Source organism: Streptomyces sp., from assembly GCF_031181555.1.
GTDB lineage: Bacteria > Actinomycetota > Actinomycetes > Streptomycetales > Streptomycetaceae > Streptomyces > Streptomyces fimbriatus.
Genome location: NZ_JAPSKQ010000107.1, coordinates 1 through 23,567 on the forward strand (window position 1 = coordinate 1; position 23,567 = coordinate 23,567).

Below are 23,567 nucleotides of genomic sequence, written 5' to 3' on the forward strand. Positions count from 1 at the left end.
GCTCGGCGTAGCTGCCGTCCTTCTTGCCGGTCTTGCACCAGGCGTCCTTGTTGGCCTTCCAGTAGTCCAGCTTCCACTGGCGGTCGGGGACGCGGCCGGTGACCTCGTTGGGCAGGTCGATGCCGGTCTTCTCGCCGAGGCCGAACTGGTGGGCGGTCTTGTAGAACCAGTCGGCGGGGTTCTTCTTCGGCTTGTTGCCGCCGTCGCGCTTCCACTCCTCGTGGGCGAGGCGGTAGAAGACGGTGTCGCAGGACACCTCCAGGGCGCGGCCGAGGCTGATCGCGCCGTGGTTCTGGGACTCGAAGTTCTTGAAGACCTGGCCGCCGATGGAGTACGAGCTGGAGCAGTTGTAGGGGCCGTCGAAGGAGTAGCCGGCGTTGATCGCGGCGGCGGTCGGGATGACCTTGAAGATGGAGCCGGGTGCCGACTGGCCCTGGATGGCGCGGTTGAGCAGCGGGTAGTTGGAATTCTTGCCGGTGAGAGCGGCGTAGTCCTTGGCGGAGATGCCGCCGACCCAGGCGTTGGGGTCGTAGGTCGGGTTGGAGGCCATGGCGACGACGCGCCCGGTCTTGGCCTCCATGACGACGACGGCTCCGGAGTCGGCCTCGTAGTTGCGGTTGGTGTTGCGGTCGTGTTCCTTGCGGGCGGCCTTCATCGCCTCGTTCAGCTCGTACTCGGCGATGCGCTGGACACGGGCGTCGATGCTGGTGACGAGGTTGGCGCCGGGCTGTGCGGGGTCGGACCGGGCCTGGCCGATGACGCGGCCGAGTTTGTCGACCTCGTAGCGGGTGACACCGGCCTTGCCGCGCAGTTGCTTGTCGTACTGCCGCTCCAGGCCGGAGCGGCCGACCATGTCGGAGCGCAGGTAGGGCGAGCTGGTGTCCTGCGCCTTCTGGATCTCCTCGTCGGTGACCGGCGAGAGGTAGCCGAGGACCTGGGCGGTGTTGGCCTTGCCGGGGCTCGGGTAGCGGCGCAGGGCCTGCGGCTCGGCGGTGATGCCGGGGAAGTCCTCGGCGCGTTCGCGGATCTGCAGGGCCTGCTTGGGGGTGGCCTCGTCGGTGATGGGGATGGGCTGGTACGGCGAGCCGTTCCAGCAGGGCTGGGGGGTCTCGGCGTCGCAGAGCCGGACCTTCTCCATGACCTCCTTGGGGGTCATGCCGAGGACGCCCGCGAGCTTGGTGAGGACCGCCTCGCCGTCGTCCTTCATCTTCAGGAGGTCGGTGCGGGAGGCGGAGACGACCAGACGGGTCTCGTTGTCGGCGAGGGGGACGCCGCGCGCGTCCAGGATGGAGCCGCGGACCGCGGGCTGGACGACCTGCTGGACGTGGTTGCCGGAGGCCTCCTTGGCGTACTGGTCGCCCTCGCGGATCTGGAGGTACCACAGGCGTCCGCCGAGGGTGCCGAGGAGGGAGAGGACGAGGACCTGGATGACGACGAGCCGGATCTGGACCCGTGGACTGCGGCCGGTCTCGGGGATGTTGGTCACGCGGTCTGCTCCTCCTCTCCGTGCGCGCACATGTGTGCGGATACGAGTGATGAACGGCCGTCCCGTGCGGCGGGGTTCCGTCGTCGCCCACCCGTTCGGGTGAAGTTCGGCGAGGTCACAGGCGCTTGACCCCCTTGATGCGTCCGGCGCGGGCCACCCGTGCCCGGGCCGCCTTCACCCGCAGGCCGCCGCGCTGCCCGCCGATGCGCAGTCCGGTGCCGCCGGAGAGCCAGCCGGAGGAGATGTCGCCGGCCTTGGGGGAGTTCGTCTCGGCGAGCGGGTCGTTCTCGGCGCGCCGGGCCAGGGCCATGACGCCGGGGACGACGAACGGGGCGAGCAGCAGGTCGTACAGCGCGGAGGTGAACAGCAGTCCGCCGAGTCCGACATGGCGGGCGGCGGTGTCGCCGACGAGGGCGCCGACGCCGGCGTAGAGCAGGGTGGAACCGAGCGCGGCGGCGACGACCACGACCATGGGGCCGGTGGCCGATTTCACCTGGCCGCTCTCGGGTTTGACGAGCCCGGCGAGGTAGCCGATGACGCACAGCACGAGGGCGTAGCGGCCGGCGGCGTGGTCGGCGGGCGGGGCGAGGTCGGCGAGGAGTCCGGCGGCGAAGCCGACGAGGGCGCCGCCGACGTGGCCGTAGACCAGGGCGAGCCCGAGGACGGTGAGCAGCAGCAGGTCGGGGACGGCGCCCGGGAGGTGGAGGCGGGCGAGGACGCTCACCTGGATCACCAGGGCGACGACGATCAGCGAGCTGGAGAGCAGGATCCGGTTGACGCGCATGGGGTGACAACTCCTACTGCTCTTGCTGGTATTGGCCGTCGGCAGGGGCGGAGGGCGTGACGGTCACCGTCACGGTCGGCGTGGGCGTCGGCTTCGGCTTCTCCGGCAGCACCGTGTCGCGCGGGTCCTTCTCGGGGGCCTTCACGACGACGCCGACGACGTCGAGCTTGCTGAAGCTGACGAACGGGGTGACGTAGAGGGTGCGGGTGAGGTCGCCGCCGGAGGGGTCGACGCGGGAGACGACGCCGACGGGGACGCCGGGCACGAACGGCTTGTCGGCCTGCGAGCCGAAGGTGACCAGGCGGTCGCCCTTCTCGACCTCGGCCTTGCCGTTGAGGAGTTCGACGCGCAGCGGGCGGTCGCCCTGGCCGGAGGCGAAGCCGAGTTCGTCGGTGGCCTCCATGCGGGTGCCGACGGTGAAGTCGGGGTCGCTGGCGAGCAGCACGGTGGCGGTGTTCGGGCCCACGGTGGTGACGCGGCCGACGAGTCCGTCGCCGTTGAGGACGGTCATGTCGCGCTTGATGCCGTCGTCGGCACCGACGTCGATGGTGATGGTCCAGGAGAAGCCCTGGGCGGCTCCTATGGCGATGACCTGGGCGCCCTTGATGCCGTACTGGCCCTGTCCGGCGGTCTTCAGCATCTTGTCGAGCTGCCTCAGCCGGCTGCGGTTGCGGTCGTCGCTGCCGAGTTCGGCCTTGAGCGCGGCGTTCTCCCGCTCGAGTTCGGCGATCCGGTCGTGGCGGTCGCCGGACTCGCGGACCGCGGAGACCGCGTTGCCGATCGGGTCGACCGCGCCCGACACCCCGTTCTCGATGGGGCCGAAGACCGTCGCCGCGGCCTGCCGGGCACCGTCGACCGGTGAATCCTCCCCGCCGCGGATGTCCACCGTGATCAGTGCGAACGCGATGGCGATCAGCAGCACCAGGAGCAGCCGGCTCTCTCGTGTGTCCCTCACGTGCGGCGGCCGTGCCTTCCTCGTCGAGAACGGGTATGGGATGTCGGTTTGTTCAGATATGCGGAGGCGTCAGGGGGAGCCTATGTCTCTATATCAACGATCCGCCGTACGGAAGAAGATCGTCCCGTACGGCGGAATCGAAGACTTGTGTCATCTGCGCGGCTGGGCGTCCAGCACCTGCTGGAGCGCCTCGAACTCCTCGACGCACTTGCCGGAGCCGAGCGCCACGCTGTCCAGCGGGTCCTCGGCGATGTGGATCGGCATGCCCGTCTCCCGGCGCAGCCGCTCGTCCAGACCGCGCAGCAGCGCTCCGCCGCCGGTCAGGACGATGCCCCGGTCCATGATGTCGCCGGACAGCTCCGGCGGGCACTTGTCGAGGGTCGTCTTGACGGCGTCGACGATGGCGTTGACGGGTTCCTCGATCGCCTTGCGCACTTCCGCGGCGGAGATGACCACCGTCTTGGGCAGCCCGGAGACGAGGTCCCGGCCGCGGATTTCGGTGTGCTCGTCGGTGTCCAGGTCGTACGCCGAACCGATCGTGATCTTGATCTGTTCGGCCGTCCGCTCACCCAGCAGGAGGGAGTACTCCTTCTTGACGTGCTGGATGATCGCGTTGTCCAGTTCGTCGCCCGCGACGCGGATGGACTGGGCGGTGACGATGCCGCCGAGGGAGATGACCGCGACCTCCGTGGTGCCGCCGCCGATGTCCACCACCATGTTGCCGGTGGCCTCGTGGACCGGCAGGCCGGAGCCGATGGCCGCGGCCATGGGCTCCTCGATGATGTGCACCTGTCGGGCGCCGGCCTGGGACGACGCCTCGATGACGGCGCGGCGCTCGACGCCGGTGATGCCCGAGGGCACACAGACGACGACCCGCGGACGAGCCAGGTACCTCCGCTTGTGGATCTTCAGGATGAAGTAGCGGAGCATCCGCTCGGTGATCTCGAAGTCGGCGATGACGCCGTCCTTCAACGGACGTACGGCAACGATGTTGCCGGGCGTGCGCCCGATCATCTTCTTCGCTTCGGCACCGACCGCGAGGATCCCACCGGTGTTGGTGTTGATCGCGACGACGGACGGCTCGTTGAGTACGATCCCACGACCCCTGACGTACACCAGCGTGTTGGCGGTCCCGAGGTCGACAGCCATGTCACGGCCGATGAACGACATTGAGTTCCCCATCAGGATTCGTCTGGCCTCCCCACGAGCTTTTGAGGGCTTTTCAGGTCGGCGAGGTGGGTGCTGTGACGTGAAGGCTTCCATGGTAGACGCGCCTTCGCGAACACTGCGCGAGGGTCTTCGCCATTGTCATCCGATGACGCCTCCCGCTGCTTGTGGAGACGGGCCATCGGGGGCATCCGTTCCCCCGAACGCCGCGCATATGCCAAAAAAGGGTCCGGGGGCAAAGCCCCCAGACCCTCCGACAGGCAGCCAAGACAGACCAAAGACGCCGTGCGCGGCCGCGACGTGATCGTTATGCGCCCGGTTACGCGCGGCCCGGGAAGAAGATCTTCACCTCGCGCTCGGCGGACTCCTCGGAGTCGGAGGCGTGGATCAGGTTCTCCCGCACGATCACGCCGAAGTCCCCGCGGATCGAACCCGGGGCGGCGGCGATCGGGTCGGTGGGACCGGCCAGTTGGCGCAGCCCCTCGATGACCCGCTCACCCTCGACGATCATCGCCACGACCGGCCCGGAGGCCATGAACTCCACCAGCGGCTCGTAGAACGGCTTGCCCTTGTGCTCGCCGTAGTGCTGCTCCAGCGTGTCCTGGTCCAGGGTGCGCAGCTCCAGCGCGGTGATCCGCCAGCCGGCCTTGCGCTCGATGCGGCTGATGATCTCGCCGGTCAGGCCGCGACGGACGGCGTCGGGCTTGAGGAGGACGAGGGTGCGCTGGGTCACGGCGGAACTCCTTGTGCGTCAAGTTGTGCGGGGTGATGAGGTTACCGGGCGTGTCGGGACATCCGTCACGCAGCGTCAGGCTGGTCGGCCTGAGCGGCGAACCGGGCCCTCGCCTCGTCCACCTTCCGCCCGAAATGCACCGACGCCCACCACAGCGCCGCGAACACCGCGCCCAGGAAGAACATCATCGGGACGAAGAAGCCGGAGGCGACGAGGGCGATCTGCAGCGCCCAGCCGAGGGCCACGCCACCGGGCCGGGTGATCATCCCGCACAGGGCCACGCACAGGAACATGGCGATGCCGCACACGGTCCACACGGTGCCCATGGACAGGTCCGGCTCCTTCATCGCGACCAGTCCGGCGAAGCCGATGATGAAGAACTCGCCGATCAGCGTCGAAGCGCAGAGCGTACGCACGGGATCTCAGCCCCTCCCCAGGAGCAGTCGGGCCTCACCGACGGTGATGACGGAACCGGTGACGAGCACACCGCCGCCCGCGAACTCGCCCTCCTCCTCGGCCAGCGTGATCGCGGCCTCCAGGGCGTCGGGCAGCCGGGGCTCGACCTGGACGCGGTCCTCGCCGAACACCTCGACGGCGATTCCCGCCAGCTCGTCGGCGTCCATCGCGCGGTGGCTGGAGTTCTGGGTGACGACGATCTCGGCGAAGACCGGCTCGAACGCCTCGAGCAGCCCGCGCACGTTCTTGTCGCCGCTCGCGCCGACGACACCGACCAGCCGGCTGAACTGGAAGGCCTCCCCGATCGCCTCGGCCGCCGCCCGCGCGCCCGCCGGGTTGTGGGCGGCGTCCAGGACGACGGTCGGCGACCGGCGTACGACCTCGAGCCGGCCCGGTGAGGCGACGGCGGCGAAGGCCTTGCGCACGGTGTCGATGTCGAGCGGTTCGGCGCGCTGGGCGCCGACGCCGAAGAACGCCTCCACGGCGGCGAGCGCCACGGCCGCGTTGTGCGCCTGGTGGGCGCCGTGCAGCGGGAGGTACACCTCCTCGTACTCCCCGCCGAGTCCGCGCAGGGTGACCAGCTGGCCGCCGACGGCGACCTGCCGGGCGACGACGCCGAACTCCAGCCCTTCCCGGGCCACGGTCGCGTCCGCCTCGACGGCCTTCTTCAGCAGCACCTGCGCCGCGTCCACCGGCTGCTGGGCCATGATCACCGTCGCGTCGCGCTTGATGATGCCGGCCTTCTCGGTGGCGATCTCCGCGGGCGTGGTGCCGAGCCGGTCGGTGTGGTCGAGGTCTATCGGCGTCACCACGGCGACGCTCCCGTCGATCACGTTCGTCGCGTCCCAGCTGCCGCCCATGCCGACCTCGACGACCGCCACGTCCACGGGCGCGTCGGCGAAGGCGGCGTACGCCATGCCGGTGAGCACCTCGAAGAAGGACAGCCGGTACTCCTGCTGGGAGTCGACCATCTCGACGTACGGCTTGATGTCCCGGTACGTCTCGATGAACCGCTCGGCGGAGACCGGCGCCCCGTCGAGGCTGATCCGCTCGGTGATCGACTGGACGTGCGGCGAGGTGTACCGCCCGGTGCGCAGCTCGAAGGCGCCGAGCAGGGCCTCGATCATGCGGGCGGTGGAGGTCTTGCCGTTGGTGCCGGTGATGTGGATCGAGGGGTACGAGCGCTGGGGCTCGCCCAGGACGTCCATCAGCGCGGAGATGCGGGCGACCGAGGGCTCCAGCTTGGTCTCGCCCCAGCGGGTCGCCAGCTCCCCCTCGACCTCCCGCAGGGCCCTGTCCACCTCGGGGTCCTCCGGCCGCGCGGGCACGTCGGCCTGCGGCGGCCCGCCCTGGGTGCGCAGGGTACGGCTGCCGGCCTCGATCACCGCGAGGTCGGGGTCGCGGTCGGTCTCGGCCGCGATGATCTCCTCGAAGGAGTCGTCCGGGTCGGGACCTGCTGATTCTGGGCGCTCGCTCACGATCCCCAGTCTACGGAGCGGCCCGGGCGGTGCCCGGCAGGCCCCGGATCCCGCGTCAGCCGAGCCATTTCCGCATCCTCAGCCGCCCCCACAGGACGCTCGCGGCGAAGGACAGCGCGGTGGCGGCCGCCGCCGTCACGGCGAGCGCCACGGGCGCCCAGAACCCGTGCGGCAGTCCCTGCGCGACGGGCCTGACCAGCAGCATCACGAACAGCAGATGCACCAGGTACGTCCCGAACGACGCGTCCGAAAGCCGCACCAGCGCCGCCCGCGCCCCCTCCGGCACCCGCACCCCGCCCACCGCGCCGAGCACGGAGAAGGTCAGCGCGGCCACCGCCGCGCTCCCGTACGCGGCGGGGTGCCGCACGGTGAGCTGGTACAGGGTGAGGGCGACGAGTGCGACCACCGCGCCCGCGAGCCACAGCGGACGCGGGCCGCGCCGCCGAGCGGCGAGCAGGGCGGCACCCGCCACCGCGTACCCCAGCGAGGACAGCGACACGCTCCAGTCCCAGGCGGGCAGCGGCAGCCCGGTGAGGGTCCGTGCGTCCCCGGTGACCGCCGGCGCGACGGCGAACGCGGTGAGCAGCAACAGCGACCAGCGGGGCATGGCGCGCTGTCCGAGAACGAGCACGGCGACGCCGAGGAGCAGGAGGAGCGGTACGTAGGTGTAGAGGTACCAGAGGTGGAAGGCGGCCTCCACGGAGCCGAAGAGGGCCCGCAGCGCCTCCTTGGCGCCGCCGTTCAGGGGCGGCCCGGACACGTACTGCCAGAGGAGGTAGACCGCCGTCCACACCGCCATCGGACGCAGGATCCGCCCGAGCCGGGTGAGGAGCTGGGCCTCGCCGCGCACCGGTGAGCCGGCGAGGGCGGCCCAGCCGGCCATCGCGAAGAACGCGGGCACGGCGAACCGGCCGGCCGAGTCGCCGAGGACGCCGGTCGTGCGGTGGCCCGCGTCGAGGAACTCGGCGGAGGCGTGCACCAGGACGACGGCGGCGGTGCAGACGACGCGCAGGAGGTCGATGTCGTACCGCCGGTCCCGGCCGGGTCTGCCCTGCGCGGTCGGTCCGGCGGGCAGCGCGGCGACGGGGGGCGCGGTTCGGGGCATCGTGGGGGTGCTCCTGACGGCATGGCCTGGCGATGGGCGAAGCCGCAGGCTCTCGTCGGCGGGTTACGGGACACCCACCACGACGTGAACGGCCCCCGACCGGAGTCGGGAGGACTCCGGTCGGGGGCCGCGGACGGTCCGTGCCGGCCGTCAGGCCTCGGGCAGCCGCTCCAGCTGGGTCTGGATGCGGGCGATGTCCTCGTCCGCCTTGGCCAGCCGCGTGCGGATCTTCTCCACCACGTGGTCCGGGGCCTTCGCCAGGAACGCCTCGTTGCCGAGCTTGGCCGTGGCCTGGGCCTTCTCCTTCTCGGCGGCGGCCAGGTCCTTGGCGAGCCGCTTGCGCTCGGCGGCCACGTCGATCACGCCGGACAGGTCCAGCGCGACCTCGACCCCGGCGACCGGCAGGGTCGCCGTCGCGGTGAAGGACTCGCCCTCCGGCTGCAGGCGCAGCAGCTGGCGGATGGCGGCCTCGTGCCGCGCGAGCGGCGTCCCGTCCAGGGTCAGCCGGGCCGGGACCCGCTGGCCGGGCTGGAGGCCCTGGTCGGCGCGGAACCGGCGGACCTCGGTGATGACCGACTGGAGCGTGGAGATCTCCCGCTCGGCGTCGGTGTCCCGGAAGCCGCCCGGTGCGTCGGCACCAGGAACGGACACGGCCTTCGGCCAGTCGGCGACGACGACCGACTCGCCGCCGGTCAGCGTGGTCCACAGCGTCTCGGTGACGAACGGGACCACCGGGTGCAGCAGCTTCAGCGTGACGTCGAGGACCTCGCCGAGGACCCGCTTGCTGACCTCGGCCGGCTCGCCGCCCGCCTGGAACGTGGTCTTGGACAGCTCGACGTACCAGTCGAAGACCTCGTCCCACGCGAAGTGGAACAGCGCGTCCGACAGCTTGGCGAACTGGAAGTCGTCGTAGTACGCGTCGACCTCGGCGACCACCGAGTTCAGCCGGGACAGGATCCAGCGGTCGGTCGGCGACATCCTCGACGCGTCCGGCAGCGGGCCCTCGACCGTCGCGCCGTTCATCAGCGCGAAGCGGGTCGCGTTCCAGATCTTGTTGGCGAAGTTGCGCGAGCCCTGGACCCAGTCCTCGCCGATCGGCACGTCGATGCCCGGGTTGGCGCCGCGCGCGAGCGTGAAGCGGAGGGCGTCGCTGCCGTACTTGTCCATCCAGTCCAGCGGGTTGACCGCGTTGCCGAAGGACTTCGACATCTTCTTGCCGAACTGGTCGCGGACCATGCCGTGCAGGACGACGGTGCGGAACGGCGGGGTGCCGTCCATCGCGTACAGGCCGAACATCATCATCCGGGCGACCCAGAAGAAGAGGATGTCGTAGCCGGTGACCAGGACGGAGTTCGGGTAGAACTTCGCGAGCGACTCGGTCTGTTCGGGCCAGCCGAGCGTGGAGAACGGCCACAGGCCGGAGGAGAACCAGGTGTCGAGGACGTCGGTGTCCTGGTGCCAGCCCTCGCCGCTGGGCGGTTCCTCGTCCGGGCCGACGCAGACGACCTCGCCGTTCGGCCCGTACCAGACCGGGATCCGGTGGCCCCACCACAACTGCCGCGAGATGCACCAGTCGTGGAGGTTGTCGACCCAGTCGAAGTACCGCTTCTCCATCTCCTGCGGATGGATCCTGACGCGTCCGTCACGGACGGCGTCACCGGCGGCCTCGGCGAGCGGACCGACCTTGACCCACCACTGCATGGACAGGCGCGGCTCGATGGTGGTCTTGCAGCGCGAGCAGTGGCCGACCGAGTGGACGTACGGCCGCTTCTCGGCGACGATCCGGCCCTCGGCGCGCAGCGCGGCGACGATCGCGGAGCGGGCCTCCAGCCGGTCCAGCCCCTGGAAGGGGCCGTGCGCGGTGATGACCGCGTGCTCGTCCATCACGGTGAGGGACGGCAGGTCGTGCCGTCGGCCGATCTCGAAGTCGTTCGGGTCGTGGGCCGGGGTGACCTTGACGGCACCGGTGCCGAACTCCGGGTCGACGTGTTCGTCGGCGACGACCGGGATGGACCGGTCGGTCAGCGGCAGCTTGACGAGCTTGCCGATCAGGTGCTTGTACCGCTCGTCCTCGGGGTGGACGGCGACGGCCGTGTCACCGAGCATCGTCTCGGCACGGGTGGTGGCGACGACGATGGTGTCGTCCCCGTCGCCGTACTTCATGGAGACGAGCTCGCCGTCGTCGTCCTGGTACTCGACCTCGATGTCGGAGATGGCGGTCAGGCACCGGGGGCACCAGTTGATGATGCGCTCGGCGCGGTAGATCAGCTCGTCGTCGTAGAGCCGCTTGAAGATGGTCTGGACGGCCCTGGACAGGCCCTCGTCCATGGTGAAGCGCTCACGCGACCAGGCGACGCCGTCGCCGAGGCGCCGCATCTGCCCGGAGATCTGCCCGCCGGACTCGCCCTTCCACCGCCAGACCCGCTCGACGAAGGCCTCGCGGCCGAGGTCGTGCCGGGACTTGCCCTCCTTGGCGAGTTCCCGCTCGACGACGTTCTGCGTGGCGATACCGGCGTGGTCCATGCCCGGCTGCCACAGCGTCTCGTGGCCCTGCATGCGCTTGCGACGGGTCAGGGCGTCGATGAGGGTGTGCTCGAAGGCGTGCCCGAGGTGCAGGCTGCCCGTGACGTTCGGCGGCGGGATGACGACGGCGTACGGAGGCTTGTCGCTCCCCGCGTCCGCCTCGAAGTAACCGCGTTCTACCCAGCGCTCGTACAGCGGCCCCTCTACGTCGGCCGGCGCGTACTGGGTCGGCAGTTCGGTGGTGGGCGCTGGTTGCGGCTGCTGAGTGTTCTCGGTCACGGGGGTCAGTTTAGGGGTGTCACGACCCAGTCCCGAAACGCGATTCCTTTGTAACGGTGCGACCCCCGGTGGCCTGAACCCTTCCCTCCTGAGCCAGGATGTCAACGACACGTAAGCATCTGGAGGGGAACCCAGTAATGAGCTACAACCAGCCGGGCCCGTACGGCGGGCAGCCCCAGCAGCCCGGACCGTACGGCCAGCCGGGTCCTTACGGCCAGCAGCCGCAGGCTCCGCAGCCCGGCTACGGCTACCCCCAGCAGGCTCCCCCGCCCGGCCAGCCCGGCTACGGCTACCCGCAGCAGCCCGGCCCGGGCGTCCCGCCCCAGCAGCCCCCGTACGGCCAGCAGCCCCCCTACGGCCAGGCCCCGTACGGCATGCCGCCCCAGCCCCCGGCGCCGGGCGGCGGTGGCGGCAAGAAGGCCGGCATCATCATCGGCGCGGTGGCCGTCGTGGCGGCCATCGGCGTGGGTGCGTACTTCGTCCTCGGCGGGGGCGGCGGCGCGGGCGGCGTGAAGGACGACGGGCCGCACAAGCTGACAACCCCGGACACGGTGCTGACCGAGTACAAGAAGGCCGACAGCGAGGGCGGCACCATGTCGGACAGCGACATGGAGGACGCCGCGAAGTGGGGGGTGAAGAACGCCAAGGACGTCAGCGCCTCGTACCAGGTGCAGGACGAGGAGAACCCGCTGGCCGGGAAGCAGCTCATGTTCTCCGGCGTCTACGGCACGATCGACGACCCGGAGAAGACCATCGACGCGATGTTCGCCCACATGGAGAAGGAAAGCCAGAAGGGCGGCGCGGACGAGGACGTCACCCTGCTCGGTGACCCCAAGGCGTACGAGCCGGATTCTCTGGAGGGCGCCGTGGTCAAGTGCCAGGAGGCCGAGGTCGACAACTCCGGCGGCGGTGCGGGCGAGCCGAAGAAGATGAAGATGACCTACTGCATCTGGGGCGACCACAGCACGCTCGGCTGGGTCATGCCCATGAACCTCCTGGACATCGCGGCGGGCAAGAGCGCCGACCCGGCGGAGGCGGCCGACATCACGGCCAAGCTCCGCAAGGAGGTCCGCGTCAAGCTCTGACGCAAGGAGCCCTACCACAGGGGGTGAGTACCGCAACGGCGGATGCCCACCCCCTGCTCCATCTACCGCTCACGCCCGGACGCACGCCTCAAGCGCGTGTGCCGGATTGACGCGGATCGCGATGAGCTTCGTCTGACAGACGGCCTTCTCGCCGAGCGAGTCCACACCGTCGCACGCCGCCCTGACCTTCGGACCGATGGCGTACCCCTTGGCGGCCAAGTAGTTCACGCAGTCGATCTGGTCGGCACTGGCCGTCGTGGCCGTCAGCAGCGGCACCACTCCGGCCACCGCGGCCACACCGGCCGCCACGAAGAGCCTCTTGGCCTTCAGGAGCTTCATGCGGATTTCTCCCGTCCTCATTCCACCCATTGCCCGAACTGGCAATCGATGCGGTCGGGATCAACAGATCACGAAGCTGCTTCCGCTCACCAGGGATGGTCGCGAATGTGGCGTGATCCGGCTCCTTCGGATTCCGGAAGACTGAAGAGGGGTCCGGCACTCTCCAGTGCCGGACCCCTCTTCAGAAGTTGGGCGATCGCTACGCCGTCTTCTGCTCGCCCGGCCCCCGGCCGCGGGCGTCGCGCGGGATCAGGGTCGGGTTGACGTTGGAGAGGACCACGTCCGCCGTGATGACCACGCGGGCGACGTCCTTGCGGGACGGGACCTCGTACATCACGCCCTGGAGGACCTCCTCCATGATGGCGCGCAGGCCGCGGGCCCCGGTCTGGCGGAGGATGGCCTGGTCGGCGATGGCCTCCAGGGCCTCGCGCTCGAAGTCCAGCTCCACGCCGTCGAGTTCGAACAGGCGCTGGTACTGCTTCACCAGGGCGTTGCGCGGCTCGACGAGGATCTTGAGCAGGGCCTCGCGGTCGAGGTTGTGGACCGAGGTGATGACCGGGAGGCGGCCGATGAACTCGGGGATCATGCCGAACTTGACCAGGTCCTCCGGCATGACCTCCTCGAACTGGTCCTTGGACTCCAGCTCCCGCTTGGAGCGGATCTGCGCGCCGAAGCCGATGCCCTTGGCGCCGGCCCGGCCCTCGATGATCTTCTCCAGGCCCGCGAAGGCACCGCCCACGATGAACAGGACGTTCGTCGTGTCGATCTGGATGAACTCCTGGTGCGGGTGCTTGCGGCCGCCCTGCGGCGGTACCGAGGCCGTGGTGCCTTCGAGGATCTTCAGCAGGGCCTGCTGGACACCCTCGCCGCTGACGTCGCGCGTGATCGACGGGTTTTCACTCTTGCGGGCGACCTTGTCGATCTCGTCGATGTAGATGATCCCGGTCTCGGCCTTCTTGACGTCGTAGTCGGCCGCCTGGATCAGCTTCAGCAGGATGTTCTCGACGTCCTCGCCGACGTACCCCGCCTCCGTGAGCGCCGTCGCGTCGGCGATCGCGAAGGGGACGTTCAGCATGCGGGCCAGGGTCTGGGCCAGCAGCGTCTTGCCGGAGCCCGTGGGGCCCAGCAGGAGGATGTTGGACTTCGCCAGCTCGATGGCGTCCTCGCGGCCCTGGGCACCGCCGTTCTCGCCGGCCTGGACGCGCTTGTAGTGGTTGTACACCGCGACGGAGAGCGCCTTCTTGGCCGCCTCCTGGCCGACCACGTACCCCTCGAGGAACTCGTAGATCTCGCGGGGCTTGGGCAGCTCCTCCCAGCGGACCTCGCTGGTCTCGGCGAGCTCTTCCTCGATGATCTCGTTGCAGAGATCGATGCACTCGTCGCAGATGTACACACCGGGCCCTGCGATGAGCTTCTTGACCTGCTTCTGGCTCTTCCCGCAGAACGAGCACTTGAGCAGATCGCCGCCGTCACCGATGCGTGCCACGGTGTGCTTCCCCTTCGCCTGGGAGACGCCCGGACGTCAACGTCCGGCGGCTCCTGGTGCTGCCTTATGTCCGACGGTACCCTGCCGAGCCCCCCGTTCGGGCCCCCCTTGGCACGGTTCGCTTTGACGTGAATCGCGTCAAACCGTGCCAAGGGGCGGCAGACGATACAGCCTCCCGAAGAATCCCGCGTCAGCGCAGGCTGGCGTTGTCCATCTTCCGGGTGGTGATGATCTGGTCGATCAGGCCGTACTGCAGCGCGTCCTCGGCCGTGAGGATCTTGTCGCGCTCGATGTCCTCGCGGATCTTGTCGATCGGCCGGGTGGAGTGCTTGGCCAGCATCTCCTCCAGCTGCGTCCGCATCCGCAGGATCTCGTTCGCGGCGATCTCCAGGTCGGAGACCTGACCGCGGCCGGTCTCGCTGTACGGCTGGTGGATCAGCACGCGCGCGTTGGGCAGCGCCATGCGCTTGCCGGGCGTGCCGGCGGCCAGCAGGACGGCGGCGGCGGAGGCCGCCTGGCCCATGCAGACCGTCTGGATGTCCGGCTTCACGTACTGCATCGTGTCGTAGATCGCGGTGAGCGCCGTGAAGGAGCCGCCGGGGCTGTTGATGTAGACCGAGATGTCCCGGTCGGGGTCCATCGACTCCAGGCACAGCAGCTGCGCCATGACGTCGTTGGCGGAGGCGTCGTCGATCTGGACGCCGAGGAAGATCACGCGCTCCTCGAAGAGCTTCGCGTACGGGTCGTACTCGCGGATGCCCTGGGAGGTGCGCTCGACGAAACGCGGGATGACGTAGCGGGACTCGGCCGCGGGGCCGGTGTACTCGGCGCGCGTGCGGTCGTACAGGCCGCTGCCGGGGAAGTCGTTCACGGTGTCTCCTGAGAAGGGGCTGAGGCGGTCGGCTGGGGCTGCTGGGGCTGTCGCCGGGCCCTGGGCGGGGCCCGGTGGGGTCCACGGGGCCGCGAGGGCTCCGTGGGGCCGCTCAGGCCCCGGTGCCGCCGCCGCCCGGCATGCCGGCGGCCGTGGCGATCACGTCGTCGATGAGGCCGTACTCCTTGGCCTCGAAGGCGTCGAACCAGCGGTCACGGTCGGAGTCGCGGGTGATCTGCTCGACCGTCTGGCCGGTGTGCTGGGCCGTGAGCTCGGCCATGCGCTTCTTGGTGTGCAGCAGCCGCTCGGCGTGGATCTTGATGTCCGAGGCCGAGCCGGCCAGGCCGGCGGAGGGCTGGTGGATCAGGATCTCGGCGTTGGGCAGCGCGAAGCGCTTGCCGGGGGTGCCGGCGCTCAGCAGGAACTGGCCCATGGAGGCCGCCAGGCCCATGGCGATCGTCACCACGTCGTTCTTGATGTACTGCATGGTGTCGTAGATCGCCATGCCGGCCGTGATGGAGCCGCCGGGGCTGTTGATGTACAGGTAGATGTCCTTGTCCGGGTCGGAGGCAAGGAGCAGCAGCTGTGCGGTGATCTTGTTCGCGATGTCGTCGTCGACCGGCTGGCCGAGGAAGATGATCCGCTCGTTGAGCAGCCGGTTGTAGACCTGGTCGCCGAGGCCACCACCGATGGAAGGCTCGCCGGCGGCGGAGGGCATCAGATTCGTCACGTATCCACCTGCTCGTCTTACGACGGCGCCGGGCCGTCTCACGTGTTCTGCCGGGGCTGGGGCCGTCCGGCGGTGCTCGGGGACTCCCCTGCCCTCGTATTCATGGACCCTAACGCGCGGGTCCCTTCGGGGAATCCCGCAGCGGGGGGTGTTCGCCGGGGGCGTAGCGCGGGGTGGGCGCCGCCGCCCGTCCGCCGTGGCCGCGCCGGTGGGCGGGCGGCGGCCGGATGCGCGGGGTCGCCGGTCGCCCGTGGCCGCCGGCTGCGCGCGGTCGCCGGGTACCCGCGACCGTCCGCGCTCACGCGGCGCCGCCCGCCCACCGGCCCGGCCGCAGGGCGACACGGGTCCGCGTCCGCGTGACAGGACGACGGGCCCCGGGTCGCGATGCACCCGGGGCCCGTCATGCGCACGTCTGAGGTGCCGCGGGGATCAGCCCTCGGTCTTCTCCTCGGCCTTCTCCTCGGCGGAGGCCTCGGTGGCCTCGGCCTCGGCGGCGTCCGTGGTCTCGTCCTCGTCCTCGTCCTCGAGGTCGACGATCTCGCCGTTGGTGTCCTTGACCGTGGCCTTCTCGACCACGACGGCCAGGGCCTTGCCGCGGGCGACCTCGCCGACCAGGAGCGGAACCTGGCCGCCCTCGACGACCGCCTGGGCGAACTGGTCGGGGGACATGCCGGAGGAGGCCGCGCGCCGCATGAGGTGCTCGGTGAGCTCCTCCTGGTTGACGTTCAGCTTCTCCTGCTTGACGAGCTCGTCGAGCACGAACTGGGTCTTGATGCCCTTGATCGCGGCCTCGCGGGTCTCGGTCTCGAACTCCTCGGCGGTCTTGCCCTGGATCTCCAGGTACTTGTCGAGGGTGAGGCCCATCTGGCCGAGCTGGTGGTGCTCGAGGTTGTGCTTGCGGGTGTTGATCTCGTCCTCGAGCAGCTTCTCGGGGACCGGGACCTCGACCAGCTCGAGCAGCTTCTCCAGGACGCGCTCCTGGGCCTGCGTGGCCTGGTCGTACTGCTTCATGTTCTCCAGGCGCTTGCGGCTGTCCGCCCGCAGCTCCTCGAGGGTGTCGAACTCGGAGGCGAGCTGCGCGAACTCGTCGTCCAGCTCGGGCAGTTCACGCTTGGCGACCTGGGTGACCTTGACGGTGACCTCGGCCTCCCGGCCGGCCGCCGAGCCGCCCTTCAGCTCGGAGGTGAAGGTGGCCTCCTCGCCGGCGGACAGGCCCTTGACGGCGTCGTCGATGCCGTCCAGCAGCTCGCCGGAGCCGATGGTGTAGGAGACACCGTTGGCGATGCCGTCCTCGAGGACCTCGCCGTCGACCTTGGCCTCCAGGTCGATCGTGACGACGTCGCCGTCCTCGGCGGCGCGCTCCACCGGGGTGGTGGAGGCGAAGCGCTCGCGGAGCTGCTCGACCGACTTCTCGACGTCCTCGTCGGTGACCTCGACGGCGTCGACCTCGACCTCGATGCCGGAGTAGTCCGGGATCTCGATGGCGGGACGGATGTCGACCTCGGCGGTGAAGTTCAGCGTCTCGCCGTCCTTCAGCTCCGTGATGTCGACCTCGGGCTGGCCCAGCGGGCTCAGCTCGGCCTCGTTGACGGCGTCGGTGTAGAACTTCGGGAGGGCGTCGTTGACGGCCTCCTCCAGCACCGCACCGCGGCCGAACCGCTGGTCGATGACCCGGGCCGGGACCTTGCCCTTGCGGAAGCCCTTCACCGTGACCTGCTGGTTGATCTTCTTGTACGCCGCGTCGAGGCTGTCCTTGAGCTCCTCGAAGGGCACCTCGACAGTGAGCCGAACCCGGGTCGGGTTCAGGGTCTCCACGGCGCTCTTCACGGTTCGGTCTCCTTGTGGCTGACTTCTCGGTTTCCGCCGGAACCAGAACGGCCCGGCTGATGCGCCGCCCGGAGGACTTCATCAGACGCTGAGAGACACGGGCGTGCAGCTTGATAGTAACGGCAGCGGCTACGGCGCCCAAAGGCGATCACCGGAGGGTGATCGCCGGGTGACTGGTCGGGGTGGCGGGATTTGAACCCACGGCCTTCCGCTCCCAAAGCGGACGCGCTACCAAGCTGCGCCACACCCCGTCTGGTGCGAGACGTAGGGTACATGCCGCCGGGCGGTCCTTCCGCCGCATTTCCCGGGCGCGGTGCGGCGCCGGTGGCGCGGCGGGAGCGGGGGTGCGGCGGGAATGGGGTGTGCGACGAGGGGGCACTACCCGCTACGATGCCTGTCAGTGCCGCGGTCACCCGACCTGCGGCGCGTGCTGTGCGGGCGTAGCTCAATGGTAGAGCCCCAGTCTTCCAAACTGGCTACGCGGGTTCGATTCCCGTCGCCCGCTCTGGATGGTCCGGGCCGGGCCGGAGGAGAAGTCCTCCGGCCCGGCCCCGGTCGTTTTCCGAAGCGGTCGCCCGCTCACAGGTCGCGGATGCGCGCCACGCGGGCCGGACGGGGCGGGTGCCGCGGACGCGGGCGCCGGGGCTGCGTCCGGCGCGGAGGGGGTGGCCGTCCGGGGGGACGGGGACCTCCCGCACCCACGGGGGACCTCCCGCGCCCTCGGGGCAGTGGGAAGCGTCGGCGCATTGATCACGGACGGCCTTGAGGGCGGGCGCCCGGGGTGGGCCGCCCCCCGGGCCGTCGGGGCCGAGGCGGTCCTCGGCGCGGTGGCCGTCCGCCCCCGCCGGGACCGGGTCCCGCGGCGCCCTCCCGTACGCCCCCGGTTCACGGACCGCTCCGGCCGTCGGGGACGAGGCGCGGCGGGGGCGAGGGCCGGGGCGGGCCTAGAACTGGATCGAGTTGATCGTCTCGGCTATCGAGTTCAGGAACCGCTGGATGTCGTCGGCCATGCCGGTCGAGGCGAGGAAGAAGCCGAAGAGGACCGCGACGACCGCCGGACCGGGCTTGAGGGAGCCGCCTCTCAGCAGCACCACCAGGATGACCGCCAACAGCAGCACCACGGACAGTGAAATGGCCACAACTGATCACACCCTCGGTCGGTTCCGCTTCCCCGGCCCGGGCGACGCGACCCCGCGCACCCCGCCAGAACCATCGTGCCACCAACCGGGCCCCCCTATGCGGCGGCTGACACATCGTCCGCCCGGCGGCGGCCGGACTCCCCGCGCCCACCCGCCCCCACGGGCCAACGACGCGGTGTCGCACGGCAATTCGAGGGACCACCCGCACAGGGAATTCGACCGGATCGTTTCCATCCCCACACAATGCGTTCGCCACTAATTCGAATTGTCGCCGCAGATGACCCGACGAGCGCGCGAGCACGGCGAACAAGGGGGAACGAAGCAGGGCATCGCACCGGAGTCGCCTGCTGGTCTTATGCACGGTTTAGTCCGGAACAATCGTGACAAGTACGGCCTGTGCGGCGGGTGGTTCCCTTATCAGGGCGATGTGTTGGCCGTCACGCCGACGACATCGCGCGCTTTCCCGAATCCGGGGCATCCGAGGTGAATAACCAGGAAAGACGCCGGGCGTTTTACGAATAGCCAGGGAGAACGCTAGGGTGCCTCAGATGTTCCACGCTGCCTCGTCCCCCGCAAGCGCAGCGAGCTCACCGATCCTCTCCCCGAGTTCCTGCCGGGAGGGTCAGTGACGAACTCGCTGCGACCGTACGGCAACCGCAGAACGCCGCTCCCCCCGGCACAGTCGCCGGCGTCCGGAGTGCCGAGCCCGCGCGCGAAGACACAGCGGAACGACCGGCCCTCCCCCTCCGGCAAGCAGCGCGACGCGTTCTTCGACAACGCCAAGTACCTGGCGATCGTGCTGGTGGCCGTCGGCCACGCCTGGGAGCCCCTCAAGGGCGACAGCCGGACCCTCGAAGCCGCGTACACGGTCGTGTACGCGTTCCACATGCCGGCCTTCATCATCATCTCCGGCTTCTTCTCGCGCAGTTTCGACATGCGCCCCGACCGGCTGCGGCGGCTGATCACCGGCGTCGCCGTTCCGTACATCGTCTTCGAGACCGCCTATCCCCTCTTCAAGCGGTTCGTCGACGACGACCCGCACCAGGAGATCAGCCTCCTCGACCCCTGGTATCTCACCTGGTTCCTGGTCGCGCTGTTCGTGTGGCGGCTGACCACGCCGATCTGGAAGGCGGTGCGGCACCCGCTGCCGCTGGCGCTCGGGTTCGCCATGCTGGCCAGCGTCACCCCGGAGATCGGTGACGACCTGGACCTGCAGCGCGTCCTGCAGTTCCTGCCGTACTTCGTGCTCGGTCTGTGCATGAGGCCCGAGCACTTCCACAGGGTGCGCCGCCGGTCGGTGCGGATCCTTTCGGTGCCGGTGTTCGCGGCGGCGCTGATCGTCGGCTGGTGGGCGGTACCGCGGATGAACACCGCGTGGTTCTACCACCGCGACGCCGCGCAGGAGCTGGGCGCGCCGTGGTGGGCCGGTCCGGTCATGGTGCTCGCCCTGTTCGGCTGCTCGCTGCTGCTGACCGCCTGCTTCTTCGCCTGGGTGCCGGGCCGCCACATGTGGTTCACCGCACTCGGCGCGGGCACGCTCTACGGCTATCTGCTGCACGGCTTCGTGGTGAAGGCCGGCGACTTCCAGGGCTGGTTCGAGCACTCGGCGCTGCACGGTCCGCTCGGTGAGATCGCCGTGAGCGTCCTCGCGGCCGTCATGGTGACGCTGCTGTGCACCAAGCCGGTGCGGCGGGTGTTCCGGTGCGTGATGGAGCCGAGGATGGAGTGGGCGTTCAAGCGGGACGCCGCCGAACCGGCCCGCGAGCGCGAACGGCGGGAGCAGCGGGAGACCCGCGAGAAGGTGTCCGTCTAGTCCGTCCGTCCAGTCCGTCCGTCCGGTCCCTCCGTCCCCTCGCTTCGCTCCCCCGCCACGAGACCGAGAAGTGCGCGCATCCGCGTGTACTTCTCGGTCAGCCGGGTGCGGGTCGCCTCGTCCAGTACGGCGAGACGCGCCGGGTCGGCGTTGTGGGCCAGGTCCGCCTCCTTCACCAGCAGCGCGCCGGGGGTGGTGAGGATGCGGGCCGCGTACGCCTCGGGCGGCTCCCCGGGCCGTTTGGTGACCGCGAGGACGATGTCCTTGGTCCGCCGGGTCAGCGCGGCCTCCTCGAGCCACTGGTCCGACAGCCTGCCGTCCTCGACGGCGTCGTGCAGCCAGGCGGCCGCGATCTGCTCCTCGTCGCCGCCGCGTCGCCGTACGCCCTCGGCGACGGCGCGCAGGTGCTCGGCGTACGGCCGGCCCGCCTTGTCGGTCTGGCCGGCGTGCGCGGCGCGGGCGACGGTCTCGGCCTCGGCCGGGGTCAGCGGGGCGCGCGGTGTCTCGGTCACCCGCCCAGTGTGCCCCGCGGGCGGGGGCGGGAGGGTCAGCGGGACGCGGCCGCCGTGGGGCCCTCGCGGCAGATCAGCAGCAGGGCGCGGTCGTCGTTGACGTCCTTGGCCACCGCCTCGATGAGGTGCCAGGCGGCTCCGTGGAAGCCGCCGGCGACATAGCGGTCGGCCTCGCCGGTGAGCCGGTCGATGCCCTCGACGATGTCCCGGTCGGAGGTCTCCACCAGGCCGTCCGTGAACAGCATCAGCACGTCTCCGGGGCGCAACGTGCCCTTCACCGGGTCGAACTGGGCGCCGTCGTACACGCCCAGCAGGGGGCCGTCGGCCGCCTTCTCCTCCCAGCGGCCGCTGCCCGCGCTGAGCTGGAGGCCCGGCGGGTGGCCCGCGGAGTACAGCTCGTAGTCGCCGGAGTCCAGGTCGAGGACCAGGTGGATGGAGGTGGCGAAGCCCTCCTCCCACTCCTGGCGGAGCAGATAGCCGTTGGCGGCCGGCAGGAAGCCGTGCGGCGGCAGGCTGCCGAGCAGACCGCCGAAGGCGCCCGACAGCAGCAGGGCGCGCGAACCGGCGTCCATGCCCTTGCCGGACACGTCCGTCAGCACGACCTCCAGGGTGCGCCCGCCGTTCGTCCGGGCCGCGACCACGAAGTCGCCCGAGAACGACTGCCCGCCCGCCGGGCGCAGGGCCATCTCCCGGTGCCAGCCGTCCGGCAGCTTGGGCAGCTTGCTCTGCACCCGGATGCGTTCGCGCAGGTCGAACAGCATGGTGCCGCCGCGCCGCCAGGGCACGCCCACCCGGCTGCGGAACTGGGCGACGAGCAACCCGAAGAGTCCGCAGGCCGCGACGACGAGGACCACGCCCGGCGTGACCCGGGCCGCGCCCTCGGTGTAGGGGCCGAGTCGCACGGACTCCACGATCAGCGCGGTCGCCGCCGCCGCGTACAGGCCGAGCAGGCTGGCCGGGCGCAGCAGCAGGCCGCCGGCGACGATCGGGACGACCAGCGCGGCCGGCGCGCACCACACGGAGTTGGCGAGTGTCCCGGCGGTGATCAGCGGGACGGTCAGCAGCAGTCCGGCGAGCGCGATCCAGTCCGAGCCGTCCCCGCGGAAGTAGTCGACGGCGGCCCGGCGCACGCCGACGCGGGCCCGGTGCCACTGCTTCTTCAACCGGGCCGTGAACGTGTCGGCTTCCGCGCGCCGCTGTCGTCCTGCTGCCATTAGTTCGGGACCCTATCCATCGGACCGGCCGCTTGGCACGGGAGGTCCTGGTTGTCCCCCGTCCGGGGACCGACTTCACAGTGAACTTCACCGGACGCCGTCGCGTGGCCGCCCGGGAGAAATTCCTTCGCCCGTCCCGCCCCGCCCTGGTAGGCATGGCTCATGGCGAACGAGCGCACGAGCGGGACGAGCGGTGTGACCGACGGCTCAGCGGACTTCGGGACCTCGCTGCGGACCCTGGAACCGGACGAGTGGGACAAGGCGTACGCGACGCTGCTCCGCGCCTTCGGCGGGGTCGAGGAGGCCCCCGAGGAACGGGAACTGTGGAACGCGCTGACCGAGTTCGACCGCTTCCTGGCCGTCTGGGACGGGGACGCGTGCGTGGGGACGGCGGGCGCGTTCTCGTTCCGGCTGACCGTGCCCGGGGGCGCGTCCGTACCGGCGGCGGGCGTCACCATGGTCAGCGTGGCCGCCACGCACCGGCGGCGCGGGGTGCTGACGTCGATGATGCGGCGGCAGTTGGACGACGTGCGGTCCTGGGGCGAGCCGCTGGCGGTGCTCACGGCGTCCGAGCCGGCGATCTACGGCCGGTTCGGGTACGGGGCGGCGAGCTTCCAGGTCAACGCCGAGATCGACACCCGGCGCGCGGGCCTGTCGGTGCCGGCCGGCACCGACGACGTACGGCTGCGGTACGCGGCGCCCGCCGACGTGCTCGACGCCTGCGAGGCGGTCTACGCCCGGCTGGTGCCGCGGCGGCCGGGGATGCTCGAGCGCCGGCCCGGCTGGGAGCGGCTGGGGGTGCTCGACCCGGAGAGCGACCGGGACGGGGCGTCGCCGCTGCAGTGCGTCGTCGCCGAACGGGACGGCGAGACGGTCGGGTACGCGCGGTTCCGGGTGAAGCCGGGCTGGGGGCCGGCCGGGCCGGACGGCACGGTGATCCTGAGCGCCCTGGACGCGCTGGATCCGGCGGCGGACGCGGCCCTGTGGCGGTTCCTGTTCGACATCGACCTGACGTCGACGCTGGTGGCACGGGGGCGGCCGGTCGACGAGGGCTGGCAGTACATGGTGTCGGACGTCCGGCGGTGCCGGCCGACGCTGCGGGACGCGCTGTACGTGCGGCTGGTCGACGTCGGGGCGGCGCTCCGGGCGCGGACGTACCAGGCGCCGGTGGACGTGGTGCTGGAGGTGGAGGACGCGTTCTGCCCCTGGAACACGGGGCGTTGGCGGCTGAGCGGGGACCCGAAGGGGGCGTCCTGCGAGCGTACCGAGGACGCGGCGGATCTCGCCCTGTCCGTGCGGGAGTTGGGCGCCGCGTATCTCGGCGGGGTGGGCCTGGGGGCGCTGGCCGCGGCCGGCCGGGTGCGCGAGGTGCGGCAGGGGGCGCTGGCGGAGGCGTCCCTGGCGTTCGGCAGCGGTGGCGCGGCACCGTGGCTGCCGCACGGGTTCTGACCGCCGGGCGGTGGCCTGACTCAGGTGGCCTGGCAGGTGGGGCACCAGAAGAGGTTGCGGGCGGCGAGATCGGCGGTGCGGATCTCGCCGCCGCAGATGTGGCAGGCCAGGTCGGCCCTGCGGTAGACGTACACCT

21 protein-coding genes and 2 tRNA genes are annotated in these 23,567 nt (G+C 70.6%); 4 read left to right on the forward strand and 19 right to left on the reverse strand.

The window, feature by feature from the left end; all coding sequences use genetic code 11:
* The 9 genes from mrdA to RIM90_RS20795 form a co-directional block, all read right to left on the reverse strand.
* Window positions 1-1,486 (reverse strand): penicillin-binding protein 2 (mrdA, locus tag RIM90_RS20755; protein WP_309062242.1); only part of this gene is annotated, 1,486 nt, incomplete at its 3' end.
* Between the two features lie 115 nt (window positions 1,487-1,601).
* Entirely contained in the window at window positions 1,602-2,270 is a 669-nt protein-coding gene (gene mreD, locus RIM90_RS20760) for a rod shape-determining protein MreD (protein WP_309062243.1), read from the reverse strand.
* A gap of 13 nt (window positions 2,271-2,283) precedes the next feature.
* Entirely contained in the window at window positions 2,284-3,225 is a 942-nt protein-coding gene (mreC, locus tag RIM90_RS20765) for a rod shape-determining protein MreC (protein ID WP_309062244.1), read from the reverse strand.
* 150 nt (window positions 3,226-3,375) lie between these two features.
* Window positions 3,376-4,395: a rod shape-determining protein gene (locus tag RIM90_RS20770; protein WP_028422119.1), complete on the reverse strand. Its 1,020-nt coding sequence runs from the start codon at window positions 4,393-4,395 to the stop codon at window positions 3,376-3,378.
* A gap of 316 nt (window positions 4,396-4,711) precedes the next feature.
* Window positions 4,712-5,125, reverse strand: a complete 414-nt coding sequence (gene ndk / locus RIM90_RS20775) for a nucleoside-diphosphate kinase (RefSeq protein ID WP_309062245.1) — start codon at window positions 5,123-5,125, stop codon at window positions 4,712-4,714.
* 65 nt (window positions 5,126-5,190) lie between these two features.
* Window positions 5,191-5,541, reverse strand: coding sequence for a DUF4233 domain-containing protein (locus RIM90_RS20780; RefSeq protein ID WP_309062246.1), 351 nt, complete (start codon window positions 5,539-5,541; stop codon window positions 5,191-5,193).
* A 6-nt stretch (window positions 5,542-5,547) separates the two neighbouring features.
* Window positions 5,548-7,059: a folylpolyglutamate synthase/dihydrofolate synthase family protein gene (locus RIM90_RS20785; protein WP_309062247.1), complete on the reverse strand. Its 1,512-nt coding sequence runs from the start codon at window positions 7,057-7,059 to the stop codon at window positions 5,548-5,550.
* A 55-nt stretch (window positions 7,060-7,114) separates the two neighbouring features.
* The gene (locus RIM90_RS20790) at window positions 7,115-8,164 is read right to left on the reverse strand and encodes an acyltransferase (RefSeq protein ID WP_309062248.1); all 1,050 of its coding nucleotides are present in this window, start codon (window positions 8,162-8,164) and stop codon (window positions 7,115-7,117) included.
* Window positions 8,165-8,314: 150 nt separating this feature from the next.
* A complete protein-coding gene (locus RIM90_RS20795) occupies window positions 8,315-10,966 on the reverse strand; it encodes a valine--tRNA ligase (RefSeq protein WP_309062249.1) in 2,652 nt (883 codons plus the stop codon).
* Window positions 10,967-11,103: 137 nt separating this feature from the next.
* Between RIM90_RS20795 and RIM90_RS20800 the strand changes: the two genes are divergently transcribed.
* Complete coding sequence (locus tag RIM90_RS20800) at window positions 11,104-12,051, forward strand: hypothetical protein (RefSeq protein WP_309062250.1); 948 nt, start codon at window positions 11,104-11,106, stop codon at window positions 12,049-12,051.
* Window positions 12,052-12,120: 69 nt separating this feature from the next.
* Here the strand turns inward: RIM90_RS20800 and RIM90_RS20805 are convergent, their stop codons facing one another.
* The 6 genes from RIM90_RS20805 to RIM90_RS20830 form a co-directional block, all read right to left on the reverse strand.
* Window positions 12,121-12,390 (reverse strand): hypothetical protein, encoded by a 270-nt coding sequence (locus RIM90_RS20805; protein ID WP_309062251.1) that lies wholly within the window; start codon window positions 12,388-12,390, stop codon window positions 12,121-12,123.
* Window positions 12,391-12,589: 199 nt separating this feature from the next.
* Entirely contained in the window at window positions 12,590-13,876 is a 1,287-nt protein-coding gene (gene clpX, locus RIM90_RS20810; RefSeq protein WP_159532719.1) for an ATP-dependent Clp protease ATP-binding subunit ClpX, read from the reverse strand.
* A 190-nt stretch (window positions 13,877-14,066) separates the two neighbouring features.
* Entirely contained in the window at window positions 14,067-14,747 is a 681-nt protein-coding gene (locus RIM90_RS20815) for an ATP-dependent Clp protease proteolytic subunit (protein WP_004988122.1), read from the reverse strand.
* Window positions 14,748-14,859: 112 nt separating this feature from the next.
* Complete coding sequence (locus RIM90_RS20820; protein ID WP_031114129.1) at window positions 14,860-15,465, reverse strand: ATP-dependent Clp protease proteolytic subunit; 606 nt, start codon at window positions 15,463-15,465, stop codon at window positions 14,860-14,862.
* A 441-nt stretch (window positions 15,466-15,906) separates the two neighbouring features.
* Window positions 15,907-17,304, reverse strand: a complete 1,398-nt coding sequence (gene tig / locus RIM90_RS20825; protein WP_309062252.1) for a trigger factor — start codon at window positions 17,302-17,304, stop codon at window positions 15,907-15,909.
* Window positions 17,305-17,478: 174 nt separating this feature from the next.
* Window positions 17,479-17,555: transfer RNA gene (locus tag RIM90_RS20830), tRNA-Pro, on the reverse strand.
* A gap of 183 nt (window positions 17,556-17,738) precedes the next feature.
* Between RIM90_RS20830 and RIM90_RS20835 the strand changes: the two genes are divergently transcribed.
* Window positions 17,739-17,809: transfer RNA gene (locus RIM90_RS20835), tRNA-Gly, on the forward strand.
* A 439-nt stretch (window positions 17,810-18,248) separates the two neighbouring features.
* Here the strand turns inward: RIM90_RS20835 and RIM90_RS20840 are convergent.
* On the reverse strand, window positions 18,249-18,443 hold the full coding sequence (locus RIM90_RS20840) for a hypothetical protein (RefSeq protein ID WP_309062253.1): 195 nt from the start codon (window positions 18,441-18,443) through the stop codon (window positions 18,249-18,251).
* 625 nt (window positions 18,444-19,068) lie between these two features.
* On the opposite strand from RIM90_RS20840, the gene RIM90_RS20845 reads away from it, so the two are divergent.
* A complete protein-coding gene (locus RIM90_RS20845; protein WP_309062254.1) occupies window positions 19,069-20,256 on the forward strand; it encodes an acyltransferase family protein in 1,188 nt (395 codons plus the stop codon).
* On the opposite strand, the gene RIM90_RS20850 is transcribed toward RIM90_RS20845, so the two are convergent.
* Both RIM90_RS20850 and RIM90_RS20855 read right to left on the reverse strand, forming a co-directional pair.
* The gene (locus RIM90_RS20850) at window positions 20,253-20,768 is read right to left on the reverse strand and encodes an HD domain-containing protein (RefSeq protein WP_309062255.1); all 516 of its coding nucleotides are present in this window, start codon (window positions 20,766-20,768) and stop codon (window positions 20,253-20,255) included. The genes RIM90_RS20845 and RIM90_RS20850 overlap by 4 nt on opposite strands.
* A gap of 35 nt (window positions 20,769-20,803) precedes the next feature.
* Window positions 20,804-21,982: a PP2C family protein-serine/threonine phosphatase gene (locus RIM90_RS20855; protein WP_309062256.1), complete on the reverse strand. Its 1,179-nt coding sequence runs from the start codon at window positions 21,980-21,982 to the stop codon at window positions 20,804-20,806.
* Between the two features lie 162 nt (window positions 21,983-22,144).
* Between RIM90_RS20855 and RIM90_RS20860 the strand changes: the two genes are divergently transcribed.
* On the forward strand, window positions 22,145-23,431 hold the full coding sequence (locus RIM90_RS20860; RefSeq protein WP_309062257.1) for a GNAT family N-acetyltransferase: 1,287 nt from the start codon (window positions 22,145-22,147) through the stop codon (window positions 23,429-23,431).
* A gap of 20 nt (window positions 23,432-23,451) precedes the next feature.
* Here the strand turns inward: RIM90_RS20860 and RIM90_RS20865 are convergent.
* Window positions 23,452-23,567, reverse strand: a 116-nt coding sequence (locus tag RIM90_RS20865) for a zinc finger domain-containing protein (RefSeq protein WP_309062258.1), incomplete at its 5' end; no start/stop codon positions are given.